Source organism: Ruegeria sp. YKSF57 (assembly GCF_059612585.1).
Window position 1 is genome coordinate 38,949 of the sequence record NZ_JBXWQW010000017.1, and the last position, 22,764, is coordinate 61,712.

The 22,764-nt window shown below is 58.4% G+C and carries 19 protein-coding genes and 1 pseudogene; 14 read left to right on the plus strand and 6 right to left on the minus strand.

The annotated features are described in order from the left end of the window. Positions 1 to 62: 62 nt before the first annotated feature. Positions 63 to 911, plus strand: a complete 849-nt coding sequence (locus tag AC2FLX_RS08910; RefSeq protein ID WP_496810653.1) for a hypothetical protein — start codon at positions 63 to 65, stop codon at positions 909 to 911. A 5-nt stretch (positions 912 to 916) separates the two neighbouring features. Here AC2FLX_RS08910 and AC2FLX_RS08915 read toward each other — a convergent pair whose 3' ends face one another. After that, complete coding sequence (locus AC2FLX_RS08915; RefSeq protein WP_480750285.1) at positions 917 to 1,099, minus strand: DUF1674 domain-containing protein; 183 nt, start codon at positions 1,097 to 1,099, stop codon at positions 917 to 919. Between the two features lie 93 nt (positions 1,100 to 1,192). Here AC2FLX_RS08915 and AC2FLX_RS08920 point away from each other — a divergent pair, with 93 nt between their 5' ends. The 7 genes from AC2FLX_RS08920 (at position 1,193) to AC2FLX_RS08950 (ending at position 9,659) form a co-directional block, all read left to right on the plus strand. Further along, positions 1,193 to 2,452, plus strand: a complete 1,260-nt coding sequence (locus AC2FLX_RS08920; RefSeq protein WP_480750286.1) for an RsmB/NOP family class I SAM-dependent RNA methyltransferase — start codon at positions 1,193 to 1,195, stop codon at positions 2,450 to 2,452. Positions 2,453 to 2,537: 85 nt separating this feature from the next. Beyond that, on the plus strand, positions 2,538 to 4,277 hold the full coding sequence (locus AC2FLX_RS08925) for a heparinase II/III family protein (protein ID WP_480750287.1): 1,740 nt from the start codon (positions 2,538 to 2,540) through the stop codon (positions 4,275 to 4,277). 22 nt (positions 4,278 to 4,299) lie between these two features. Further along, on the plus strand, positions 4,300 to 5,889 hold the full coding sequence (purH, locus tag AC2FLX_RS08930) for a bifunctional phosphoribosylaminoimidazolecarboxamide formyltransferase/IMP cyclohydrolase (protein WP_480750288.1): 1,590 nt from the start codon (positions 4,300 to 4,302) through the stop codon (positions 5,887 to 5,889). Continuing rightward, positions 5,889 to 6,362, plus strand: coding sequence for a signal peptidase II (lspA, locus tag AC2FLX_RS08935; RefSeq protein WP_496748623.1), 474 nt, complete (start codon positions 5,889 to 5,891; stop codon positions 6,360 to 6,362). The genes purH and lspA overlap by 1 nt, the downstream gene beginning before the upstream one ends. Positions 6,363 to 6,412: 50 nt before the next feature. Then, positions 6,413 to 6,931 (plus strand): DUF3035 domain-containing protein, encoded by a 519-nt coding sequence (locus AC2FLX_RS08940; RefSeq protein WP_480750290.1) that lies wholly within the window; start codon positions 6,413 to 6,415, stop codon positions 6,929 to 6,931. Between the two features lie 80 nt (positions 6,932 to 7,011). Beyond that, positions 7,012 to 8,352, plus strand: coding sequence for a M16 family metallopeptidase (locus AC2FLX_RS08945; protein WP_480750291.1), 1,341 nt, complete (start codon positions 7,012 to 7,014; stop codon positions 8,350 to 8,352). Further along, a complete protein-coding gene (locus AC2FLX_RS08950) occupies positions 8,349 to 9,659 on the plus strand; it encodes a M16 family metallopeptidase (protein WP_496810654.1) in 1,311 nt (436 codons plus the stop codon). Before AC2FLX_RS08945 ends, AC2FLX_RS08950 begins: the two co-directional genes overlap by 4 nt. A gap of 61 nt (positions 9,660 to 9,720) precedes the next feature. On the opposite strand, the pseudogene AC2FLX_RS08955 reads toward AC2FLX_RS08950, so the two are convergent. The 3 genes and pseudogenes from AC2FLX_RS08955 to deoC all read right to left on the minus strand — a co-directional run bounded on the left by AC2FLX_RS08955 (position 9,721) and on the right by deoC (position 13,837). Next, a pseudogene (locus AC2FLX_RS08955) lies at positions 9,721 to 10,471 on the minus strand (SDR family oxidoreductase). A gap of 23 nt (positions 10,472 to 10,494) precedes the next feature. Then, positions 10,495 to 12,828, minus strand: coding sequence for an aldehyde dehydrogenase family protein (locus tag AC2FLX_RS08960; RefSeq protein WP_496810655.1), 2,334 nt, complete (start codon positions 12,826 to 12,828; stop codon positions 10,495 to 10,497). Between the two features lie 10 nt (positions 12,829 to 12,838). Then, complete coding sequence (gene deoC / locus AC2FLX_RS08965; RefSeq protein ID WP_496746153.1) at positions 12,839 to 13,837, minus strand: deoxyribose-phosphate aldolase; 999 nt, start codon at positions 13,835 to 13,837, stop codon at positions 12,839 to 12,841. A gap of 202 nt (positions 13,838 to 14,039) precedes the next feature. Between deoC and AC2FLX_RS08970 the strand changes: the two genes are divergently transcribed. The 6 genes from AC2FLX_RS08970 (at position 14,040) to AC2FLX_RS08995 (ending at position 21,374) form a co-directional block, all read left to right on the plus strand. Further along, on the plus strand, positions 14,040 to 14,993 hold the full coding sequence (locus AC2FLX_RS08970; protein ID WP_496810656.1) for a metal ABC transporter solute-binding protein, Zn/Mn family: 954 nt from the start codon (positions 14,040 to 14,042) through the stop codon (positions 14,991 to 14,993). A 3-nt stretch (positions 14,994 to 14,996) separates the two neighbouring features. After that, complete coding sequence (locus tag AC2FLX_RS08975; protein WP_496746157.1) at positions 14,997 to 15,800, plus strand: metal ABC transporter ATP-binding protein; 804 nt, start codon at positions 14,997 to 14,999, stop codon at positions 15,798 to 15,800. 4 nt (positions 15,801 to 15,804) lie between these two features. Continuing rightward, entirely contained in the window at positions 15,805 to 17,010 is a 1,206-nt protein-coding gene (locus tag AC2FLX_RS08980) for a metal ABC transporter permease (protein ID WP_496807225.1), read from the plus strand. Beyond that, positions 17,007 to 17,936 carry a metal ABC transporter permease gene (locus AC2FLX_RS08985; RefSeq protein ID WP_496810657.1) on the plus strand — a complete coding sequence of 310 codons (930 nt, stop codon included), beginning with the start codon at positions 17,007 to 17,009 and terminating at the stop codon, positions 17,934 to 17,936. The genes AC2FLX_RS08980 and AC2FLX_RS08985 overlap by 4 nt, the downstream gene beginning before the upstream one ends. Positions 17,937 to 18,217: 281 nt before the next feature. Further along, entirely contained in the window at positions 18,218 to 20,086 is a 1,869-nt protein-coding gene (gene mutL / locus AC2FLX_RS08990) for a DNA mismatch repair endonuclease MutL (RefSeq protein ID WP_496810658.1), read from the plus strand. 58 nt (positions 20,087 to 20,144) lie between these two features. After that, the gene (locus AC2FLX_RS08995; protein ID WP_480750302.1) at positions 20,145 to 21,374 is read left to right on the plus strand and encodes a DNA recombination protein RmuC; all 1,230 of its coding nucleotides are present in this window, start codon (positions 20,145 to 20,147) and stop codon (positions 21,372 to 21,374) included. A gap of 11 nt (positions 21,375 to 21,385) precedes the next feature. Here the strand turns inward: AC2FLX_RS08995 and AC2FLX_RS09000 are convergent, their stop codons facing one another. Both AC2FLX_RS09000 and AC2FLX_RS09005 read right to left on the minus strand, forming a co-directional pair. After that, on the minus strand, positions 21,386 to 22,039 hold the full coding sequence (locus AC2FLX_RS09000) for a ChrR family anti-sigma-E factor (RefSeq protein ID WP_480750303.1): 654 nt from the start codon (positions 22,037 to 22,039) through the stop codon (positions 21,386 to 21,388). Between the two features lies 1 nt (position 22,040). Beyond that, entirely contained in the window at positions 22,041 to 22,700 is a 660-nt protein-coding gene (locus tag AC2FLX_RS09005; RefSeq protein ID WP_496810659.1) for a sigma-70 family RNA polymerase sigma factor, read from the minus strand. Between the last annotated feature and the right edge of the window lie 64 nt (positions 22,701 to 22,764).

Sequence of the window (22,764 nt, forward strand, 5' to 3'; positions counted from 1 at the left end):
ATTTCAATGTTTGGTTTTGAGGTAATCCCGAGTTGCGGTATCCTGCAAGCAGGAGATTTCCGATGCCTGCATTTGTGTTCAACTTCCTTGCTGTCATCCTTATATCTATCCTGCCCGCGGGCAAACTGGCCGCCCAAAGCCCGCAGGATCTTGTGCAGTGGATCTATGTGTCACTGTCGCAACCGGGACTTCATGGTGTTCCCTATCTGTCTGCTCCAGAGCGTCGGCAGCAGTTCTTTTCCGACCGCCTTATCCGCCTGTTTGCCGCGAATGAATTTAAGGACGCCAACCACCAGCCGCCGTGCATCGGTTTTGGCGTCGATGTTTCCGGGCAGGACTATGACGCTGCAGAGATCTTGCGCACCCTGCAAATCGAGGCCGTGAACGAAGGCACCCGCCAGATCGTGCATGCAAGGTTCCGGAACTTCGGGAAACCCGAAATTGTGAGTTATGAATTTGCCCCGGTCGACGGGCATTGGCGAATCGATGACATCGCCGGCCAAGGATGGCGTTTGTCGGAAATACCTTGTGACGCAGCCAACGTCGCAGCGCCGTCAACCGAGCTTGCCGGATATTGTTATGTTCACGATGGAGGGACGCTGAGGATCGAACTCGACAGCACTGGTGCCGGTCTCTTCGACCTCGAAATCTGGGCGGCAACCGGTCATTTCTGCGGGATCAGAGGTAATTTGACCCCGACAACGACAGGATGGCTCTATCAGGAACAACTGTCCAACGGGGTGTTATGCCGCCTTGAGTTGGGAGTTACGCGGGATCAAGGAGTCAGGATCAACGACCCGCAACACGATTGCAAGTCGCACTATTGCGGAATGAAGGCCGCGATGGATGGCACGGAGTTCCCCAGGTCTTCGCAGGTCGATTGCGCGCAAGTTCCCCGCGATCAGAACTGAGCCTGTCAGAAGTCGATGGCGATGCCCTTTTTTTCCCAATCGCCATAGCGCGCCGGGTCGGGGCCGTCCCGCCCACCCAATTCCTTTGGCAACTCCTTTGCTACGGCCGCAGCATTCTTGCGACGTTCTTCGGCCTCGGCGAGCGCGCGTTTCGCGGCGGGAGAAAGGTCTTTGCGGTCGTCACTCATTGCATCGGGTTCCTTTTCGACTTTGCACTTGATATACGCCCACGTCCGTCCGACACAATGCGGGCGGAGGTCACATGCAAAAAGGCGGTATTCATGGCAGACAGCGCAACCTCGGCGCGGCGCAGCGCGATCTATCTGCTGGATCAAATTCTGGGTGAGGGTCGCCTGATGTCCGAATGTCTGGCCGCAGGAGCACTGGATCGGTTGTTACCCGAAGATCGGGCGCGCGCGCAGCGGCTGGCGCTGGAGACCCTACGCGGGCTTGAGCGCGCCGACCGGTTGCTGAGTGGTCATCTGAAGAAAGCGCCAGCCCTGACAGTCAAAAATGCGTTGCGGCTTGCAACGGTCGAACTTTGTCAGGGCGAGGCAGCGCACGGCGTTGTGAATTCGGTGGTTGAGATCGTTGGCCGCAGTCGCAAGCACGGGCGACTCAAGGGGCTGGTCAATGCCGTTCTCCGAAAGATCGCCGCAGAAGGGCCTGATGCGTGGCCGCGCATGCGGGTGCCTCGCATGCCCGAATGGTTACGCGGGCCGTTGATTGAGGCATGGGGAAAAGAGGCTGTCACCGGGATCGAGCACGCACATTTTGCAGGTGCGCCACTGGACCTGACAGTGAAGCCGGGCGCCGAAGCGCCCGACGGTGAAAAGCTGCCAACCGGATCGATCCGATTGCACGGCACCCATCAGGTGTCGGTCCTTCCCGGATTTTCCGACGGAAACTGGTGGGTTCAGGATGCTGCGGCTGCATTGCCTGTAAAAATATTGGCCGCGCAATCCGGAGAGCGTGTTCTGGATTTGTGCGCGGCACCGGGCGGCAAGACGATGCAACTTGCCTCCTTCGGCGCCAAGGTTACGGCGCTGGACATTTCCGAGACCCGTATGGCGCGCGTGCGGGAGAATCTGGCGCGCACCGGGTTGCAAGCTGAGTTGATCATAGGCGACGCGCTGGAGCACGGGGGTACCTATGACGCGGTGCTTCTCGACGCGCCATGTTCAGCGACCGGAACCATCCGGCGGCATCCCGACCTGCCCTTTGCCAAGGACGGTTCGGAATTCGGTCCGCTGATCGAGTTGCAGGCGAAAATGTTGGCACACGCCTGGACGCTGGTGAGGCCCGGTGGTCGGTTAGTCTATTGCACCTGTTCGCTGTTGCCCGACGAAGGCGAGGTTCAGGTCGAGGAGGCGCTGGAGCTGTTCCCCGATATGGCGGCGGACCGAAGCATATCAAATCTTCCGGGTGTTGACACCAACTGGATCACCGAAGAAGGCGGCCTGCGTCTGCGCCCGGACTACTGGCCTGATCGAGGTGGAATGGACGGATTTTACGTCGCGTGTTTGCACAAAGCAGGCTAAGATGGACTCTTTTCGGTGACACGGCACCGATGACCCGCTATTTTCGCGTTCAAACGCCATAGAGCGTAAGAGGCAGGGGAACGAGATGTCCGGCCCGCGTACAATTTCCAGCAGATGGGGGCGGTTTCAGAACCGTCTTTATGTGCGCCTCAGTCAGCGTCGAAAGGCAATTGCCGGTTTCGTGTCCCAGCCAGAGCCGCGAACTGTCGGTTCCTTCGCGCGTGGACGGCAACTTGTGGCGGGCAACTTGCTGTTCGCTGGCTACCTCGTCGAATCTCAGGACAGTGGTTTGTGGGAAGTCGAGGCCCCGAATGCAGCCTTTGACGCCGAGAGGCATGGGTTCGTTTGGCTTGACGACCTGGCTGCGGTCGGCGACCCGAATGCTCGCGAAAAAGCGCAACTTTGGCTGTGGGGCTGGATAGAGACTCAGGGACAGTCCTACGGTTCCGGATGGGCTCCTGACCTGACCGGCAGACGTTTGATCCGCTGGATCAATCATTCGGCCTTCCTGTTACGCGGAACTGATGACGCCCACAGCGAGGCATTCTTGCGCTCATTGGCCCAACAAACCTGGTACCTGTCGAAACGCTGGTACCAGACGACACCGGGCCTGCCGCGTTTCGAGGCTCTGTGCGGCCTTATCTATGCCAGCCTGGCACTGGAAGGTTTCGAGGCTTTGGCCGATCCCGCGATCAAGGCTTTGGGAAAGGAATGCAAAACTCAGATCGACGAGACTGGCGGAATTCCCACCCGTAATTCCGAAGAATTACTGGAAGTGTTCACGTTATTGACATGGACGGCGGCAGCGCTGCATGACGTCGGACGCGGAACTCCCTCTGACCACACGGCGGCCATCAAGCGGATTGCGCCCACCCTTCGTAGCCTGCGCCACACAGATGGGGGTCTGGCCCGCTTCCACGGCGGCGGGCGCGGTCTGGAAGGACGGCTCGATCACGCGCTTGCACAAAGCGGCGTCAAGCCACATCATCCCGTCGGATTGGTGATGGGATACGCCAGATTGTCGGCGGGCCGCACAAGCATCGTGGTCGATGCGAGTTCACCGCCTATCGGGCGCGCATCGTATAACGGTCACGCCTCGACCCTGGCATTCGAGTTGACATCAGGGCGGCGGCCTTTGATCGTCAATTGCGGCTCTGGGGAGAGTTTCGGAATGGAGTGGCGCCGCGCGGGTCGGGCAACACCGTCACATTCAACCTTATGCCTGGACGGCTATTCCAGTGCTCGCCTGACTGGGTCGCACAAGGGTACCGAGTTCGAGGAATTGACTGATGGACCGGCAAACGTGCCCGTTGAAATCGAAGAGACCCATGGCGGAGTACGTTTTCAGGGTGCACATGACGGTTACATCAAGGCTTTGGGGCTGACTCATGCACGCACTCTGGACCTTGCGTTTGACGGCCGGGAGCTGACGGGCGAGGATCTTTTGCTGGCCTTGGGTGATGCGGCCAAGCGCCGGTTTGACGGGGCGGTCGACGCATCGGGGCTGACCGGGATTGGAATCGACGTCCGTTTTCACCTGCATCCCGACATCGACGCCGCGCTGGATCTGGGTGGCGCGGCGGTATCGATGGCGCTCAAAAGCGGGGAAATCTGGATCTTTCGGCATGACACACCTTGCGAGTTGTCATTGAAACCAAGCGTTTATCTTGAAAAAGGTCGATTAAAGCCACGCGCGACAAAACAGATCGTTCTATCCGGGCGCGCAATGGAGTATGCGACGCGCATCCGGTGGTCGTTGAGCAAGGCCCATGATACAGCTGTTGCCGTTCGCGACGTAAGCCGGGACGAACCCGATTTCGACTGATCCGCATAAGGACCCCGAACACATGACCGACCTTCACCCCGTGCGCCGCGCGTTGCTTTCCGTATCCGACAAGACCGGACTGATCGAACTGGGACAGGCTTTGGCAGACCGCGGGGTAGAACTGCTGTCGACCGGCGGCACCGCCAAGGCATTGCGCGATGCCGGGTTGGCCGTGAAAGACGTGAGCGACGTGACCGGGTTCCCCGAAATGATGGATGGGCGTGTAAAGACATTGCATCCGATGGTGCATGGCGGCCTGCTGGCGCTGAGAGACAATGACGCCCATGTCGCGGCAATGAAGGAACATGACATCGGCCCAATCGACCTGCTGGTCGTAAACCTCTATCCGTTCGAGGCGACGGTGGCCAAAGGCGCAGACTATGACACCTGCATCGAGAATATCGACATCGGTGGCCCGGCGATGATCCGCGCGGCGGCCAAGAACCACGCCTTTGTCAACGTGGTGGTCGACGTCGAAGATTACGAAAAACTGTTGGGCGACATGGATCAGCACAACGGCGCGACCTGCCCGAAATTCCGTCGCAAGCTGGCGCAAAAGGCCTATGCCCGTACCGCCGCCTATGACGCGGCCGTGTCGAACTGGCTGGCCGGTGCGCTGGAGTTGACGGCCCCCAAGCGTCGCGCCTTTGCCGGAGAGCTGAAACAGACACTGCGTTATGGCGAGAACAGCCACCAGACAGCGGCGTTCTATACCGATGGATCGAACCGGCCTGGAGTGGCCACGGCTGTCCAGCTGCAGGGCAAGGAACTGAGCTATAACAATATCAACGACACCGATGCCGCGTATGAACTGGTGGCGGAATTCGATCCGCGCGACAGCGCTGCCGTTGCGATCATCAAACACGCCAACCCCTGTGGCGTGGCGACAGGCGCGACGCTGGTCGAGGCGTATCAAAAGGCATTTGATTGTGACCGAACTTCGGCCTTTGGCGGTATTGTCGCACTGAACCGGCCACTCGACGCGGAAACCGCAACCAAGATCGTCGAGATTTTTACCGAAGTCGTCATCGCCCCCGGCGCATCGGACGAGGCAAAGGCCATCTTCGCCGCCAAGAAAAACCTGCGCCTTTTGCTGACCGACAGTCTGCCTGACACTCGCCAACCGATTGTAGCCTACAAGCAGGTCGCGGGGGGTATGCTCGTGCAGGACAAGGATGTGGGTTACGTGGGCATCAAAGACCTGAAGATCGTGACCGACAAAGCACCGACCGAGGCACAGATGCAGGATCTGCTTTTCGCGTGGAAAGTCGCCAAGCATGTGAAGTCCAACGCGATTGTCTATGTCAAAAACGGTGCCACCGTGGGTGTGGGCGCGGGACAGATGTCGCGTCTGGACAGCGCGAATGTGGCCGCTGCCAAGGCAGAACGCATGGCTGCCGAACTTGGCCTGAATGAAAGCCTTGCCAAAGGGTGCGTCGTGGCCTCGGATGCGTTTTTCCCCTTCCCGGACGGTTTGCTCGAGGCCGCCGCTGCTGGTGGAGCCTGCGTCATTCAGCCAGGTGGCTCAATGCGCGATGACGAGGTGATCAAAGCCGCCAACGATGCTGGTCTGGCCATGGTCTTCACCGGTATGCGGCATTTCCGGCATTGATGCGTTTCCGTCTTCTTCTCTGGGCCACGGCACTGGCTTTGCTGGCTGACCAGTTCAGCAAGTTTCTGGTCGTTCATGTCATGGATGTGGCCCATCGCGGCAGCATTGACGTGCTGCCGCCACTGCTTGTTTTCCGCTATGGTGAAAATCGGGGTATCAATTTCGGGCTGTTCCAAGGCGACGGCGATGCTGGTCGCTGGCTCCTGATTGGCCTATCACTCGTAATCTGTGCCGTTGTTATGATCTGGTTGCGCCGAGGGGTACGGTCGAAACTCATGCTGGTCAGCGGTGGGCTGTTGATCGGCGGTGCCTTGGGCAACGTCGTGGATCGCCTGGTTTTCGGGTATGTTCAGGATTTCCTGAATATGTCCTGCTGCGGCATTCAAAACCCCTTTGTTTTCAACATCGCCGATGTATTCATCTTTGCGGGCGCTGTTGGCCTTGTGATGCTGGATGGCAAAAAGGCCCCGTGACGGGCTGAACGAAATGGGCTAAAAGCGCCTGAAACAGGCTGGAGATAACCATGCGGATGCCGCTGGCGATAATCGTTGTGACTGCTGCCGTCGCTTTGACGGGATGTGCGAACAATGGGCTCAAGAATATCCGTGCGCAGGGACCGGGCCCGGATGAGTTTGCGGTGCTGCCAGTCAAACCGCTGACTTCGCCCAAGGATTATCAATACTTGCCGGCCCCGACGCCTGGTGGCGGCAACCTGACGGACCCGAATCCGGTTGAAGATGGAATCGTCGCCCTTGGAGGCAGCGCCGCGGCATTAAACGCAACAGCCATTCCCTCATCCGACGCGGCACTCGTAACGGCATCGAGCCGGTACGGTGTACCCGCGAATACCAGACAGGTTGTGCAGGAGGAAGACGCCCGGTTCCGCGAGCGTCAGGGTCGCCTTTCAAGCCTCCGCTTGCTCCCGGTCGACCGGTACGAGCAGGCCTATCGCAGTCAGTCAATCGACCCCGATGTTCAGAACGATGCGTTGCGGCGACAGGGCTATGCCACACCATCGGCACCACCGCCGTTCAATGAATAATTCTTAACTTTCTGTCATCTCTCTTGAACCCGCGCGTCGCCATCGTAGGTTGACACCTGTAACGACACGGAGGACGTCGCATGGTCCGGGCATTGGCGCTGTCAGCCGCCCTGCTTTCCGCAACCCCGCTATCCGCCGAGACGGGGCGGGAAGCGGTCACGACCTTTACGCTGGACAACGGCATGGATGTGGTGGTGATTGAAGATCACCGCGCACCCGTGGTTCAGCACACTGTCTGGTACAGGGCCGGGTCGGCAGACGAACCGGTCGGATCGTCAGGGGTTGCGCATTTTCTGGAGCATTTGCTGTTCAAGGCCACAGACACCTTGAAGGCCGGCGAGTTTTCGGCAACCGTGGCGGCCAATGGCGGTACCGACAATGCCTTCACCTCATACGACTACACGGCGTATTATCAGCGGGTTGCAGCGGATCGGCTGGAGTTGATGATGCGGATGGAGTCGGATCGGATGCGCAACATCCGCCTGACTGAGCAGGATATAGCGACAGAACGCGGCGTGATCCTGGAAGAGCGCAACCAGCGCACCGAGAACAACCCCCGTGCCCTGTTCGGCGAACAGATGAATGCCAGCCAGTATCTCAACCACCGCTACGGCGTGCCGATCATTGGTTGGAAGCACGAGATGGAGGAGCTGGATCTGGAGGATGCGTTGTCCTTCTATCAGACCTACTATTCTCCCAATAACGCGATCCTCGTGGTGACGGGCGACATCAACCCGGATGAGGTCGAAGACCTGGCCGAAAAGTACTATGGTGCAATTCCGGCCAACCCGGACCTTCCGGACAGAATGCGTTCGCAAGAGCCGCCGCAAACCGCTGAACGCCGGTTGATCTACAAAGACCCTCGTGTGTCGCAACCTTATGTTCAACGCAGCTATCTTGCTCCCGAACGGGATGCCGGAAATCAGGAAAAGGCCGCAGCGCTGTTCATGCTGGCAGAGTTGCTGGGCGGTGGAACCACATCCTATCTGAACGAAAAACTGCAGTTCGAAACGCAAAAAGCAGTTTATGCCAGCGCGTTTTACAAGGATGTCTCGCTGGACGACACCAGCTTTGATTTCATTGTTGTTCCGGCAGAAGGCGTTTCGTTGCAAGAGGCTGAAGAGGCGATGGATCACGCAATTGCTGATTTCATTGCCGAAGGAGTCAAGCAGGAAGACTTGGATCGGATCAAGATGCAACTGCGCGCCGCTTTGGTCTATGAGCGCGACAATGTGGATGGCATAGGCAATCGGTACGGCGCCGCGCTGACCAGCGGCCTGACGGTCGAGGACGTGCAGGTGTGGCCGGATATCCTTCAAGCCGTAACCGGCGAAGACATCGTCGCCGCTGCGCGTGATGTGCTGCGGTCCGAAACATCCGTGACAGGTTGGTTAATGCGAGACGGGGAGGTGACGCAATGAGAGCTTTCTTTACAGCCGTGATAGCAGTCTTCATTGCTCTGCCCACCTGGGCGGAGATCCAGATACAAGAAGTCACGTCGCCCAAGGGTATCAAGGCTTGGTTGGTCGAAGATCACTCCATCCCGTTTACCGCGCTGGAGTTGCGGTTTCGCGGAGGAACGTCGCTGGACAACCCCGAAAAGCGTGGCGCAGTCTACCTGATGAGCGGGTTGTTGGAGGAAGGCGCCGGCGACATGGATGCGCAGACCTATGCGCGGGCGCTTGAATCGCTGGCGGCTTCGTTTTCCTACCAGGCGACGGATGATTCCGTGGCTATCTCGGCGCGGTTCCTGACTGAAAACCGCGATGACGTCATCGATCTGTTGCACACCACAATCCACGAACCGCGTTTTGGTCAGACGGCCATCGACCGGGTACGGGCGCAGGTTCTGTCGGGTCTTAGGTCAGATGAAAAAGATCCTAACGACATTGCCGGTCTCAACTTTGCCAAGATGGCCTATGGCGATCATCCTTATGGTGCCGACGGTAAAGGAACGCTGGAAAGCGTGTCCTCTCTTACCCGCGATGATATCGTTGCGGCCTATGAAGGCGTGTTCGCCAAAGACCGTCTTTACGTTGGGGCGGTCGGCGATATCACTCCCGAAGAGCTTGGCGCGCTGCTGGACAAGCTGATTTCCGGTCTGCCCGAAACCGGAACACCTATCCCAGGAAAGGCCGAAGTCAGCATCTCTGGCGGCGTCAGTGTCGTCGATTTCGACACGCCGCAGTCAGTGGCCTTGTTTGCACAAAAAGGCATGGACCGGGACGATCCCGATTTCTTTGCGGCCTATCTGCTGAATCACATACTTGGTGGTGGTGGATTCGAAAGCCGGCTGATGCAGGAGGTTCGCGAAAAGCGCGGCCTGACATATGGCGTCTATTCCTATCTGGTGCCCAAGGATCTTGCCTCGGTTTATATGGGTTCGGTTGCATCGGCCAATGACCGGATAGCCGAGGCGATCGAGGTGATTTCGGCCGAATGGAAACGCGCTGCCGTTGAGGGCGTTACCCAGAAAGAATTGTCCGATGCCAAAACCTATCTGACCGGAGCCTATCCCTTGCGATTTGACGGCAACGGCCAGATTGCGGGGATCATGGTGGGCATGCAGATGGAGGGATTGCCCATCGACTATATCACCACCCGCAACGATCAGGTGAATGCGGTAACACTCGATGATGTCAATCGCGTCGCGCGCGAATTGCTGGACCCCGAAGGTTTGCATTTCACCGTCGTGGGAAAACCGGTTGGGCTGGAAACCACCAATTGAGCATGGCAGATCAAGATTTGCGTTTTGAGCCCCTCAGCATCTGACCGATCATCTGACCCGGTCACCCTGATCCGCGCTGGTACAGGGCGCCATCCACCGACAGGACTGTTCCGCTGATATAACCGGCCATGTCGGATGCCAGAAACAGGCAGGCATTGGCGACATCTTGAAGTGTTCCCCAGCGCCCAAGGGGAACGTCCGCCAGAAACATCTTTTCCGCCTCGGGCGTCGGAGCCAGACGCTTTGCCCCTTCGGTCCCCTCGATGAACCCCGGCAAACCGAATTCACGCGGATACCTTCGATGCCCCATTCCAAAGCCAACGTCCGGGTGACCTGGTCCACGCCCGCCTTGGCGGCACAAACATGGGACTGTCCTTCGTAAGGCAGCCAGGATTGCGGGGCCGAGATGTTTATGATGCTGGCTCCGGGACGATTTAGGAGGGGATAGGCCGCTTTCATTACGTGGATCGTACAATGTCGATGACGGTCTTGAAGGCATTGACAGACATCTCAGCCGCCAGCGCTGGAAAGTTGCCTGCCGCACCTGAAATCAGCACATCGAAGTCCCCGAATGTGTCGTGGAACAGTTTGAGGCCGGCGGCGACGGCTTCGGGGTCACGGACATCAAAGGCCTCTCCGATGGCCTCCGACGCACCAGCGCCCTTAAGTGCCAATACAGTACCATCAACCTTGGTTCGCGACCGGCTTGCCACCGCCAGTTTGGCTCCCGACGCCGCGAATGCTTTGGCAATACCGCGATTGATACCACTGGTGCCGCCGATCACGACGACCGACTTACCTGAAAAATCCATGCAGGCCTCCCGTATTGGGAGCCCTATTCACCGTAGGGCACCCAAATGTTCTTGATCTCGGTGGCAGCCTGCAGGAAACGGCGGGAATGATCGATGTTCCAATCGGTTGCCGTCGCGTTATTGACCCACGTCCTTTTGAGATTGCCTGACGAGACCTCTTCTATCTCGGCCGAAAGATCGGAAGAGGAGAAGCTCCAGACAGCGTCTACGTTCAGGTGAGAGGCCAGCGGCTTGGCAATCTCGGCATGGCTGCCGGTCAGGATGTTGACCACACCCGCCGGAACATCTGATGTCTCAAGGACTTGGTAAAAATCCGTTGCCACCAGCGGATAGGGTTCGCTTGCGGCCAGAACGACCCGATTACCCATGGCAATTGCCGGCGCCATGGCCGAGACGAGACCCAACAAAGGCGCCTCGTCCGCACAGAGAACACCGATGACACCAACCGGTTCCTTCATTGCGATGGCAACACCTCGGATCGGAACGCCATGCACCTGACCGTCATATTTGTCGGCCCAGGCGGCGGCGGAGAACAGACGTTGGATTGATGCCGCGACCTCGGTTGCACCACCTTTCCTGCCAGTCATGGCATCGATGCGGCCCGCAAATTCATCCGCGCGAGCCGAGAGGTTCTCACCAATGTAATACAGGATCTGCGCACGCAAGTGGCCGGTGGTCTTGGACCAGCCTGCGGCACCCGCAGCGGCCTCGACGGCGTTGCGCACGTCCTTTCGGTTGGCAAGACCGACATGCCCCAATAGCCCGGACTTGCCCCAAACAGGTCTCGAATAACCACCATCCGGGCGCACTTGCTTGCCGCCGACATACATCTTGGCGGTGCGGTCGATCGGATCGACCGGAGCCCCTTCGCCTGTTGCGGATTCGAGCTTTTCCAGCCGCCTGACCTTACCTTTGGGCTTGGTATAGGCGCTCAACCCCTCCCAGCCGCCTTCGCGACCAAAACCGCTTTCGCGCACACCGCCGAATCCGGCCGCGGCGTCAAACAGATTGGTGGCGTTCACCCAAACTACGCCCGCGACCAGCTTAGGCGCGATATCCAGCGCCAGGTTCACATTCTCGGTCCAAACCGTCGCGGCCAGCCCGTAGCGGGTATTGTTGGCCAGTTCGACCGCTTCGTCAGGTGTTCGAAACGTGGATGACACCAGAACCGGCCCAAAGATTTCTTCTTGCATCAACGGGTCCGACGTCTCGAGACCCGAGATCAGAGTCGGAGGGTAGTAACAGCCGTTTTCTGGCAACTCACAAGCCGCATGATACACTTGGCCAGCGATATTGCTTTCGACCATGCTCTTGACGGTCTGCAACTGGATCGGATCGACAACCGCGCCCACGTCGATACATTTGTCCAGCGGATTACCGACGCGGAGCTTGTCCATTCGTGCGCGCAGTTTGTCGTGGAAACGATCGGCGATGCCCTCCTGCACCAGCAGGCGTGAACCGGCGCAGCAGACCTGACCCTGATTGAACCAGATCGCATCGACCAGACCTTCGATCGCGGAATCAATATCAGCGTCATCAAAGACGATATAGGCGGACTTGCCGCCCAGCTCCAAGGTCAGCTCCTTGCCCGAGCCAGCGGTTGCCTCGCGAATGCGCCGGCCCACGGCGGTCGAGCCGGTAAAGGCGATCTTGTCCACGTCCGAGGCCACGATCATTTCGCCCACGGCACCGTCTCCAGTGACGATGTTGACGACACCCTTCGGCAGACCGGCCTGTGTGCAGATATCGGCAAACAACAGCGCCGTCAGCGAGGTAAATTCAGCCGGTTTCAGAACCACCGTATTCCCCATCGCCAACGCAGGCGCGATCTTCCACGCCAACATCAGCAATGGAAAGTTCCACGGAATGATCTGGCCGCACACACCCAGCGCCTCGGCCTCGGGCAACTCGCTTTCCATCAGCTGCGCCATTCCGGCGTGATAGTAGAAATGTCGCTGCACCAGAGGAATGTCGATATCCCGGCTCTCGCGGATCGGCTTGCCGTTGTCCAGGCTCTCCAGCACCGCAAACAGGCGCGAGTGTTTCTGCAGCAGCCGCGCAAGGGCATAAAGATACCGGGCACGGCCGGCTCCGCCGAGCTGTTCCCATTTCAGTTGCGCCTTGCGCGCGGCGGCAACAGCGGCATCCACATCGGCTTGCGTAGCTTGTGTCAGCATCGCAAGGACTTCGCCGGTCGCGGGGTTCCGGCTTTCGAAACCCTGGCCGGGTTTCGTAAAAACGCCGTCGATGAAATGACCGAACCGGTCGCCTTGATCCACCAGCCAGGCCAGCGCTTCGGCAGCGCTTTCGGGAGCGGGTCCGTAGTCCATGGTCTCGAAAATCTCTTTGACTGTCATTGTTCTTTCCTCAGCCCATAGAGTGACGGTGGCCAGCGGAATATCTGCCGGTGACGTGATGTTCCAACTGCCGCTCGATATCGCCAAGCAGTGACGAGGCACCAAAGCGGAACAGATCCGGCTCCAGCCAGCGGTCGCCCAGCTCGTCCTTGATCAGTGAAAGGTAAACCAGCGCATCTTTGGCTCTCGAAATGCCTCCGGCAGGTTTGTAACCGACACGGGATCCGGTGCGATCATAGAAGTCGCGAATAGCGCGGATCATGACCAGCGAGACAGGCAGAGTGGCGTTGACGCTTTCTTTGCCGGTCGAGGTCTTGATGAAATCCGCCCCAGCCATCATGCACACAAGCGAGGCGCGTGCGACATTGCGTAGGCTACCAAGTTCGCCAGTCGCAAGGATCGCTTTGACATGAGCATTTCCGCAGGCAACGCGAAATGCTTTCATCTCATCGTAAAGCGCCTGCCAGTCACCCGAAAGCACATGACGGCGCGAAATCACGATGTCGATCTCGTCTGCCCCCACCTTCACGCTTTCCTCGATCTCGGCCACACGCAGATGGAACGGCGATAGGCCGGCCGGGAAGCCTGTCGAAACAGCAGCAACTGGAATTCCGGTGCCCTTTAGCGCATCCACTGCCGTTTCGATCATGTCATGGTAGACACAAACCGCGCCCGTGGTGATCATTGGCATACCCAGTGCATCCAGCAACGATGCCGAGACCGGCTGCCGCGCCTTGGAGCACAGACGCCGCACCCGGCCCACCGTGTCGTCCCCTGAAAGCGTCGTCAAGTCAATCATGGTGATCGCTTTCAGCAGCCAGGCTGCCTGATAATCCTTCTTCACTGAACGACGGCCCGGCAGGGTCGCGGCACGACGTTCGATGGCTGAGGTATTGGCCTGCACCGCACGTATCCAATCCAGATCAAGGTTCATGCCGGGATTTCGGGGCTCTGTCACCTGTGGCAGATGCGCGGTGCGCACGGGGCTGGACGGGCTCTGCGTTTCCATCGTCGCTTCCTTTGGGAGGGTCATTTGCCAAATTCGCATGAGCTGAACAGGATTGGAAGATACTCAGATGCAGGATTGCGGGATTTTTTGACCATACGGACAAATTACTGATCTTTTTTGCGATTAATTCTCAATTGCGTTGACTTACTTGCGAATGGTTCGCATATTCAGCTCGGATACAGCGCGAAAAACAGGAGTCGTCATGATTCGCCGCAGCTTTATATTGGCAATGGGATTGGCCGCAGCTCTGCCTGTGGCATCTTGGGCCGAGACACCGCTCAAGGTCGTTGCCACAACTGGCATGATCGCGGATGCGGCTCGTCAGGTTGGCGGCGAACAAGTTGAGGTCAAGGGCCTGATGGGCCCCGGTGTTGATCCGCATGCCTATCGCCAGACTCGCAGCGATATCGTCGCGATGACCCGCGCCGACCTGGTTCTGTGGCACGGCCTTTATCTGGAAGCGCAGATGGAAGAGTTTTTTCACGATCTCGACCGCAAGCGCAACGTGGTGGCCGTTGCTGAGGGGGTCGACAAGGCCAAGCTGCGTGCCCATGACGATTATGCCGACAAATACGACCCGCATGTGTGGATGACGCCCGAACTGTGGCGAGACGTAGTCGTACAGGTTCAGGTCGCCCTGACGGAAACACGTCCGGAATCCGCCGATTTATTTGCCGCGAACGCTGCAAAACATCTTATCGACATTGACCGCCTGACTACTTATGCACATCAGACACTGGAAGCTGTGCCCGAGAACAACAAGGTCTTGGTCACCGCCCATGATGCATTCGGATATTTCGGTCAAAGCTTCGGCTTTGAGGTAATGGGCATTCAGGGCATCTCGACCCAGTCAGAGGCTGGCCTGAATCGCATAGGCGAATTGGTGGATACGCTTGTCGAACGCAAGATATCGGCCGTATTCGTCGAAAGCTCGGTTTCCGACCGGTCCATGCGCGCCCTGATCGAGGGGGCTGCGGCCAAGGGGCACGAGGTCACCGTCGGGGGCGAGTTGTTCTCGGACGCGATGGGCGAGGACGGCACCTATGAAGGCACCTATCTTGGGATGCTCGACCACAACATCACCGTCATTGCCGGAGCACTGGGAGTGGACGTTCCAGCGCGCGGTATGGACGGCAAATTGTCGGCTGGGTTTTGAGTGATGCTTGAACTCGCCACCAGCCACGGCTCCACGGTTCCAGCCATCGATGTGAGCGGCAGCCCCTTGGCAATCCGGGGCATGACGGTATCTTATGGGCAGAAACCCGCGGTGTTCTCGCTGGACATGACTGTGCAGCAGGGGGCGATGACAGCAATCATTGGCCCGAACGGCGCTGGGAAATCGACTTTGCTCAAGGCCGCTTTAGGGATCATCAAGCCGCTTTCGGGACAAATCACCATCTTTGGCAAACCTTTGGAAGCCCAACGCGCCCGCATTGCCTATGTCCCTCAGCGCGCCAGTGTGGACTGGGATTTTCCGACCCGCGTGATCGACGTCGTACTGATGGGGCTTTATCGCGAGCTTGGCTTGTTGGGTCGGGTTCGCGACCGCCATCTTTCACATGCGATGGATTGTTTGAACCGGGTCGGCATGCGCGACTTTGCGGATCGCCAAATCGGGCAGTTGTCTGGCGGCCAGCAACAGCGTGTGTTTCTGGCCCGCGCACTGGCACAGGATGCCGATCTGTACCTGCTGGATGAACCTTTCGCAGGCGTGGATGCCGCGACGGAAAAAGCGATCATCGCGGTTTTGAAGTCGCTTAAGGATGCTGGCAAGACCGTTATTGTTGTACATCACGATCTGGCGACAGTGACCGACTATTTTGACCATGTTCTGTTGATCAATACCAGCAAAGTGGCCGAAGGTACCGTAGCCGAGGCCTTCACCGCCGAGACCCTGCAAGCGACTTATGGCGGGCGTCTGGCTACGGCGCAGATCGACCAGATATCAAGCGCCTTAGGGTAAAAGCATGCTCTGGGAAGCGTTGACCCTGCAGCTTGGCTACAATGCGTCTCTGGTCGCAATCGGTGCGACATTGCTGGGGGTCGCCGCTGGCGTGACCGGCACATTTCTGTTCTTGCGCAAACGCGCTCTGGTCAGCGATGCGATCAGCCACGCCACGCTCCCTGGCGTTTGTCTGGCCTTCATGGCGATGGTGGCGTTGGGAGGGGACGGCCGCAATCTGATTGGGTTGCTGGCTGGCTCGGCGTTGTCGGCGTGGATCGGGCTTTTATGCATGAACTTGCTGACCAGCCGGACTCGTCTGGCCGAAGATGCGGCAATCGGATCGGTTCTGTCCGTATTTTTTGGTCTTGGCATCGTTCTGCTGACAGTAATCCAGACCATGGGCGTGGGTCGTCAGGCCGGGCTGGAAGGGTTCCTGTTGGGATCGACGGCAGGCATGCTTTGGGCCGATGCATTGGTGATCGCCATCGGTGGGGCTGCGACCCTTGCACTGGTGATGTTGATCCGTCGTCCCATGATGCTGGTGGCCTTTGATCCCGAATACGCCGCTGCGCGCGGATTGCCTGTGAATCGAATTGACTTGGCAATGATGGGCCTGGTCATGGCCGTAACCGTAGTTGGCCTGAAAATCGTCGGCCTGATCCTGATTGTGGCGCTGCTGATCATTCCCCCGGTCACTGCACGTTTCTGGTCGGAACGCTCGGACAGGGTTGTCCTCCTCAGCGGTATGACCGGAGGGCTGGCGGGTTTTCTGGGAGCGGCATTGTCCGCTTCGGCCCCCAACTTGCCAACCGGACCAATCATCGTTCTGGTCAGCTTTGCCTTTTTCGCCCTGTCCCTGTTCCTCGCGCCCGGACGCGGCGTATTGGCCGCGGTGATGCGGCATCTGCGGTTCCAGCGTCGAGTACATATGCGTCAGGGGCTTTTGGCACTGGCGCAGGGGCAGACGATCTATGAACCTTTGACCTTGCGCCTGTTACGCCGGGCCGGGCTGGTGCGCCGCGACGGGGTTCCGACCGATCAGGGGCGCGCGCGCGCTGCCAAGGCACTAAGGGACGAGAAACGATGGGAAATCGTACGCGCCGATCTGGCGCACGAGGCGACGGCGGCGCTTTACGACGGTCTGCGTGATATCGAAACTGTACTTACCCGCGACCAAATTGCGGAAATTGACCATCGGATCGGTGGTCCTAAAGAGATGCTGACATGAGCGGCGAAGAGTTTGTCCCCCTGTCCCTGACACCGCTGCTGATCGGCATCTGCGCCGCTGTCGCCTGCGCTTTGCCCGGGAATTTTCTGGTGTTGCGTAAGCAGGCCCTGATTGGAGACGCAATCAGCCACGTGGTTTTGCCCGGGATCGTTGTGGCATTTCTGCTGACCGGGGTCATCGCGGCAGGGCCGATGATGCTAGGGGCCGCCGGCGCGGCAATTCTGGCAGTTGCCCTAATTGAGTCCATCCGCCGCCTCGGACAAATCGAACCGGGCGCCGCAATGGGCGTCGTTTTTACCACGATGTTCGCGGGCGGTGTCTTGTTGCTGGAACAAACCGACACTTCAACAGTGCATCTCGACGTCGAGCACGCGCTTTATGGCAACCTAGAAAGCCTGATTTGGCTGGATGCAACCGGTTGGTCGTCTCTGCTTGATCCTCAAGCATTGGCGGCACTCCCAGCGGAATTGCCGCGCATGGCGCTGACGCTGACCGCCGTTTGCCTGTTCACATGGTTGCTGTGGCGTCCGCTCAAGATCTCTACCTTTGACGAAGGGTTTGCGCGCACGATTGGCGTCCGCACCAATCTGCTGGGTCTGGCGCTCGTGGTCATGGCCGCAATTGCCGCGGTCGCGGCTTTTGACGCAGTGGGCTCGATCATTGTGATCGCTATGTTCATCTGCCCTCCTGCAGCGGCCCGCATGATGACCAATCGCCTTGAACAGCAGGTGGCCTGGAGCGTCGTTTTTGCAGTTGCGGCCGCAATGTCGGGTTATGTTCTTGCCGGATACGGCCCTCTTTGGATCGGTGGCACCGATGCCGTCAGCGCCGCAGGCATGATCGCCACGGTATCGGGACTGATTCTAGCGTTCGCCGCCATTTTCGGCCCCTGCCGAACCCGCACCGGCACCCCAAGTCAGACGTAGTTTGGCATAATCCCGCCAAGTTGACGCCAGAGAAATCGGCTGATCTTTGCCCAGATTCCAATATCGGAATAGGTATTGCTGCAATTGTGTCAAAACTGTGGTCACGTGCCCGCATTGGAAGGGATACATCACACCCCACCACTCACAGAAGCGCCCGGCCCAGCCTGTGATCCTTGTTGCCAATCCGTTTGGCGAAAGCGATCCGTTGCGGTCGGGCGTATGTGTTCTTTAACTTCGAATCCAGTGGCAGAATCGAACAATCTCATGCTAGGTTTAGGGGTATGGCACAATCGAACCCCAATATCAGCGAAATTCGTCCCGTCATTCGGCAACTGGATGAAGCAGCGATCAACCGTATTGCTGCGGGGGAAGTTGTCGAGCGTCCGGCATCGGCCGTCAAGGAGTTGATCGAAAATGCGATCGACGCTGGCGCCGGTCGAGTTGCCATAGACATTGCGGACGGCGGCAAAACGTTGATTCGCGTGACCGATGACGGCTGCGGTATCGCCTCGACGGACCTGCCGCTTGCGCTGGCGCGACATGCGACCTCTAAGATTGATGGCTCGGACCTGCTCAACATCCATACATTCGGATTTCGGGGCGAGGCCCTGCCCTCCCTTGGCGCGGTCGGACGTCTGACAATCACCAGCCGGGTGCCGGGTGAAGAAGCGGCTTCGATCCGCGTGTCGGGCGGCAAGATGGAAGCGGTGAAACCGGCGGCCCTGCGCTCGGGTACGGTAGTGGAATTGCGCGATCTGTTTTTCGCCACCCCCGCCCGTTTGAAGTTCATGCGCACCGACCGGGCAGAAGCGCAGGCGATCCTGGACATTGTTAAGCGCCTTGCCATGGCCGAGCCTGCGATTACCTTTGCTCTCCGAGACGTATCAGGAGGTGGCGAAGGGCGGCTAGTCTTTCGGGCTGACGGCGAGAACGGCGATCTGTTCGATGCCCTGCATGCGCGCCTGGCGAATGTGATGGGACGTGAGTTTGCTGAAAACGCGCTCCGGATCAATGCTTCTCGCGACGAGATCCGCCTTTATGGTTATGCCGCCCTGCCGACCTATTCGCGCGGTGCGGCCGTGGCACAATATCTGTTTGTCAACGGTCGCCCCGTGCGGGACAAGGTGCTTACCGGTGCGCTAAGGGCAGCCTATTTCGATTTCCTCAGCCGCGACCGCCATCCCGCTGCAGCTCTGTTCATTGATTGCGACCCCACACTGGTCGATGTGAACGTCCACCCTGCGAAATCTGAGGTTCGCTTTCGCGACCCCGGCATCGCGCGCGGCTTGATTGTTTCCGCGCTGCGCCACGCTTTGGCAGAGGCGGGGCATCGGGCTTCGACCACGGTCGCCGGAGCAACTCTCGGGGCAATGAAGCCTGAACAAACTTACTCCGCTCCGGCGCGTGTATATCAAATGGACCGCCCGTCTCCTGCTGCGCGGCAGGCCGCATATTGTGCGCAGGCGCCGGGATTCGCTGAATTTGCAAACATGTATAGTGGCCAGGTTGTCGAACGCGCACCAAACGAAGCTGCGCATCGGACGGATGAGCCAGAGACCGCTCAGGAACAACTGCCACTCGGGGCTGCCCGCGGGCAGGTCCATGAGAACTATATAATCGCCCAAACCGCCGACGGGATCGTTATTGTAGACCAGCATGCAGCACATGAACGGCTGGTTTACGAAAAACTCAAGCGCCAGATGGCGGAAAGCGGTGTCGCCGCACAGGTCCTTTTGATTCCCGAAATTGTGGAACTTTCAACTAGCGACAGCGCTCGCTTGATGGAGATCACCAACGACTTGGCCCGCCTTGGCCTGGTCATTGAACCTTTTGGCGGCTCCGCCGTCGCTGTGCGTGAAACACCCGCCATTCTGGGCAAGGTGGATGCCCGCGCCATGGTCCTCGATATCCTCGATGAGCTTTCCGATCAGGGCGAATCCCAAACCGTTCAGGCCCGAATCGAGGCGATTCTGTCCCGCGTCGCCTGTCACGGCTCTGTACGTTCTGGCCGTAGAATGCGAGCCGAGGAGATGAACGCTCTGTTGCGTGAGATGGAGGCGACGCCCTATTCAGGCCAATGCAATCACGGACGACCCACATACGTCGAATTGAAACTCAGCGACATCGAGCGGCTCTTCGGACGCAGTTGACGCAGGCCACAACCAACAATAGAACAAGTAGAAACAAAACAAGAACAACCAGGGCCAAATGATCGATATTGCAGGCACCAGCTATTCACTGAACGATCCTGTCGTCCTTGCCGTTGGTGGGATTACTTCTCTAATCCTGTTACTCCTTCTCCTGTCGCTACGTGCTTCAAGCCGCTCAGCGCGAATGGCTGAACCATTGGCGCAGCAACTGGCCCATCTCGGTCAGAATGTGCAGCAACTGAGCCTGGGACAGGAACAACTGCGGGGTGGACTGCAACATGTTTCGGACACGCAAGCCAATGCGCAGGTTCAGGTCATCCAATCGGTCGAAGCGCGCCTGTCCTCGGTGCAGCAGCACATGAACGACAGACTCGCGGATAACGCAATGAAATCGGCCCGCGCGCTGGCCGAGATGCAGGAACGGATGAAGGAAACACTGCACGGGTCCTCCAAGCAAACCGCGACCTCGCTGACTCAGCTTCAGGAACGCCTCGCCGTGATCGACAAGGCGCAGGACAACATCACCCGGCTTTCGGGCGATGTGCTGACCCTGCAGGACATTCTTTCGAACAAACAGACGCGCGGCGCGTTCGGAGAGATTCAACTCAACGATATCGTATCAAAAGCTCTGCCTTCGGACAGCTATGTGCTGCAGGCCACGCTTTCGAATGGCCGGCGTGCCGACTGTATGATCCGTCTGCCGAACCCACCCGGCCCTATCGTGATCGACAGCAAGTTCCCACTGGAAGCTTATGAAGCTCTCATCGGAGCCACCAATGACATCGAACTGAAATCAGCGATTCAGATGTTCCGCAGCACTGTGCGCAAACATATTGCCGATATTGCCGAGAAATACATTCTGGACGGCGAAACCGCGGATGGCGCGTTGATGTTCCTGCCATCCGAGGCGGTTTATGCCGAACTGCACGCCAAGTTTCCTGAACTGGTACAGGACAGCTTTTCCAAACGCGTCTGGATCGTTTCTCCGACCACTTGCATGGCAACGCTGAACACGATGCGGGCGATCCTGAAAGATGCCCGGATGCGTGAACAAGCCGGTGCAATTCGCAAGGAACTGGGCATGCTGCACAAGGATGTCGAGCGGCTGGGCGACCGTGTTTCCAATCTGGACCGACATTTTGGTCAGGCCGCCAAGGATGTAGCCGAGATAAAGATCAGCGCGGAAAAAGCCGGACGACGGGCGCAGCGTCTGGACAATTTCGATTTTGAGGAACTGGCTCTGGAAAATAAGGGAACAGTCGTACCCTTGAGCAAATCAGAGTTGTAACGCGCGCGACCTCATATCCGCAGGAAGGGTTGGATCAGTCGAGGGATCAGGCTGGTGAACCGGAGCGGGGCGTCGGTTACGGCCAAACAGATGCAGTCGTCGCTGATATCGGCCACCGGCATATGTTCAAGGCCCTGATCCGCGATTTCCACATCACCGCGCGCAAACCGGTCGACTTCGTCTGAGAACGCACCCTGCAACACCATCGTCAGCTCGGTGCCTCTGTGGCCATGATCCGGAACTGCGGCCCCAGCGGGGATGAACAACAAACGCGCTGACGCTTCGCTTGAGGTCGGCAAAATCGCCTGTTTCACACCCATTCCAACAGGTTTCCACCGCACGGCATCTATGCCGCCTCCCACATAGTCCTGCAAAGGCGAGGGAAGAACGCCGCATTTCAAGGGGGCTTTCGAAAGCTCGGGGACTCCATTTTTGATCAGTGCCATCGTCGCCTCCAGAGAGGCACTGGACATGGGCGCTGTATCGTCTTGATTTTCAAGCACGGTCCCGCCTACCGCATCGAAGCTTTCGGCTTGTGCGCGGCAATGGTCACACAATGACAAGTGTGTCGCCGCCATCAGGCTGAACGCCTCGGGCAACACCCCGGCCGAATAGGCCATGAGTAAATCTTCCGTCAGGTGGTGTTTTATCGTTTCCATCGTCATCTCATTGCATGGCGTGCCGCAGGCGTTCCAACGCCAACCTAATTCGCGATTTGATTGTTCCCAGCGGCAGACCTGTCTGAAGGGCAATTTCGCGGTGGCTCAGGTCGCCAAAATAGGCCTTTTCAACCAGTTCTCGCTGAGCGCCGGGCAAGGTGCGCATGGCATTGCGCAATTGTGCAGTTTCCTGCTGCAACGCTACAACCTCATCCTGATTCGGTTCCGCTTCCGGCCCCCAAGCCAGTTCTTCGGGCTCGGGTCGTCGTTGTTTGCGCAAGAAATCGATACGCTTGTTTCTTGCGATTGTGAAAACCCATGTCGCCACCGACGCACGCGACGGATCAAACAGGTGTGCCTTGTGCCACAGCGTCGCCATCACTTCCTGCGCACACTCTTCGGCCACGGTTTGATCCGATCCGGATCGGATCAGGAACGCTTTCACTCGTGGAGCAAAATACGCAAACAGTTCGGCAAACGCCCTTTCATCCCGGGCTTCTCTGATCCGACGGACATGGGCGACCCAATCGCCTTGTGTGTCGCACACTTGCTGCGTTTTGTTCACCGGCTTCCTTCTTGTCAGCTCAATTCTTCTCGGACGCCGCGCAGCGTCCGGCAACGCGTCGGTTGCTCTATCTTCCAGAAGTAAGCCGGTTTCGTCAAACATACCTTTGATACGCTAAGAAACTTAAATTGGATCAAAGGCCGGAAAAGTTTTTTTCATCCAATCC

Coding starts and splice junctions, on each gene's coding strand:
- AC2FLX_RS08910 (WP_496810653.1), top strand. CDS start 63: ATGCCTGCATTTGTGTTCAACTTCCTTGCTGTCATCCTTATATCTATC.
- AC2FLX_RS08915 (WP_480750285.1), bottom strand. CDS start 1,099: ATGAGTGACGACCGCAAAGACCTTTCTCCCGCCGCGAAACGCGCGCTC.
- AC2FLX_RS08920 (WP_480750286.1), top strand. CDS start 1,193: ATGGCAGACAGCGCAACCTCGGCGCGGCGCAGCGCGATCTATCTGCTG.
- AC2FLX_RS08925 (WP_480750287.1), top strand. CDS start 2,538: ATGTCCGGCCCGCGTACAATTTCCAGCAGATGGGGGCGGTTTCAGAAC.
- purH (WP_480750288.1), top strand. CDS start 4,300: ATGACCGACCTTCACCCCGTGCGCCGCGCGTTGCTTTCCGTATCCGAC.
- lspA (WP_496748623.1), top strand. CDS start 5,889: ATGCGTTTCCGTCTTCTTCTCTGGGCCACGGCACTGGCTTTGCTGGCT.
- AC2FLX_RS08940 (WP_480750290.1), top strand. CDS start 6,413: ATGCGGATGCCGCTGGCGATAATCGTTGTGACTGCTGCCGTCGCTTTG.
- AC2FLX_RS08945 (WP_480750291.1), top strand. CDS start 7,012: ATGGTCCGGGCATTGGCGCTGTCAGCCGCCCTGCTTTCCGCAACCCCG.
- AC2FLX_RS08950 (WP_496810654.1), top strand. CDS start 8,349: ATGAGAGCTTTCTTTACAGCCGTGATAGCAGTCTTCATTGCTCTGCCC.
- AC2FLX_RS08960 (WP_496810655.1), bottom strand. CDS start 12,828: ATGACAGTCAAAGAGATTTTCGAGACCATGGACTACGGACCCGCTCCC.
- deoC (WP_496746153.1), bottom strand. CDS start 13,837: ATGGAAACGCAGAGCCCGTCCAGCCCCGTGCGCACCGCGCATCTGCCA.
- AC2FLX_RS08970 (WP_496810656.1), top strand. CDS start 14,040: ATGATTCGCCGCAGCTTTATATTGGCAATGGGATTGGCCGCAGCTCTG.
- AC2FLX_RS08975 (WP_496746157.1), top strand. CDS start 14,997: ATGCTTGAACTCGCCACCAGCCACGGCTCCACGGTTCCAGCCATCGAT.
- AC2FLX_RS08980 (WP_496807225.1), top strand. CDS start 15,805: ATGCTCTGGGAAGCGTTGACCCTGCAGCTTGGCTACAATGCGTCTCTG.
- AC2FLX_RS08985 (WP_496810657.1), top strand. CDS start 17,007: ATGAGCGGCGAAGAGTTTGTCCCCCTGTCCCTGACACCGCTGCTGATC.
- mutL (WP_496810658.1), top strand. CDS start 18,218: ATGGCACAATCGAACCCCAATATCAGCGAAATTCGTCCCGTCATTCGG.
- AC2FLX_RS08995 (WP_480750302.1), top strand. CDS start 20,145: ATGATCGATATTGCAGGCACCAGCTATTCACTGAACGATCCTGTCGTC.
- AC2FLX_RS09000 (WP_480750303.1), bottom strand. CDS start 22,039: ATGACGATGGAAACGATAAAACACCACCTGACGGAAGATTTACTCATG.
- AC2FLX_RS09005 (WP_496810659.1), bottom strand. CDS start 22,700: ATGTTTGACGAAACCGGCTTACTTCTGGAAGATAGAGCAACCGACGCG.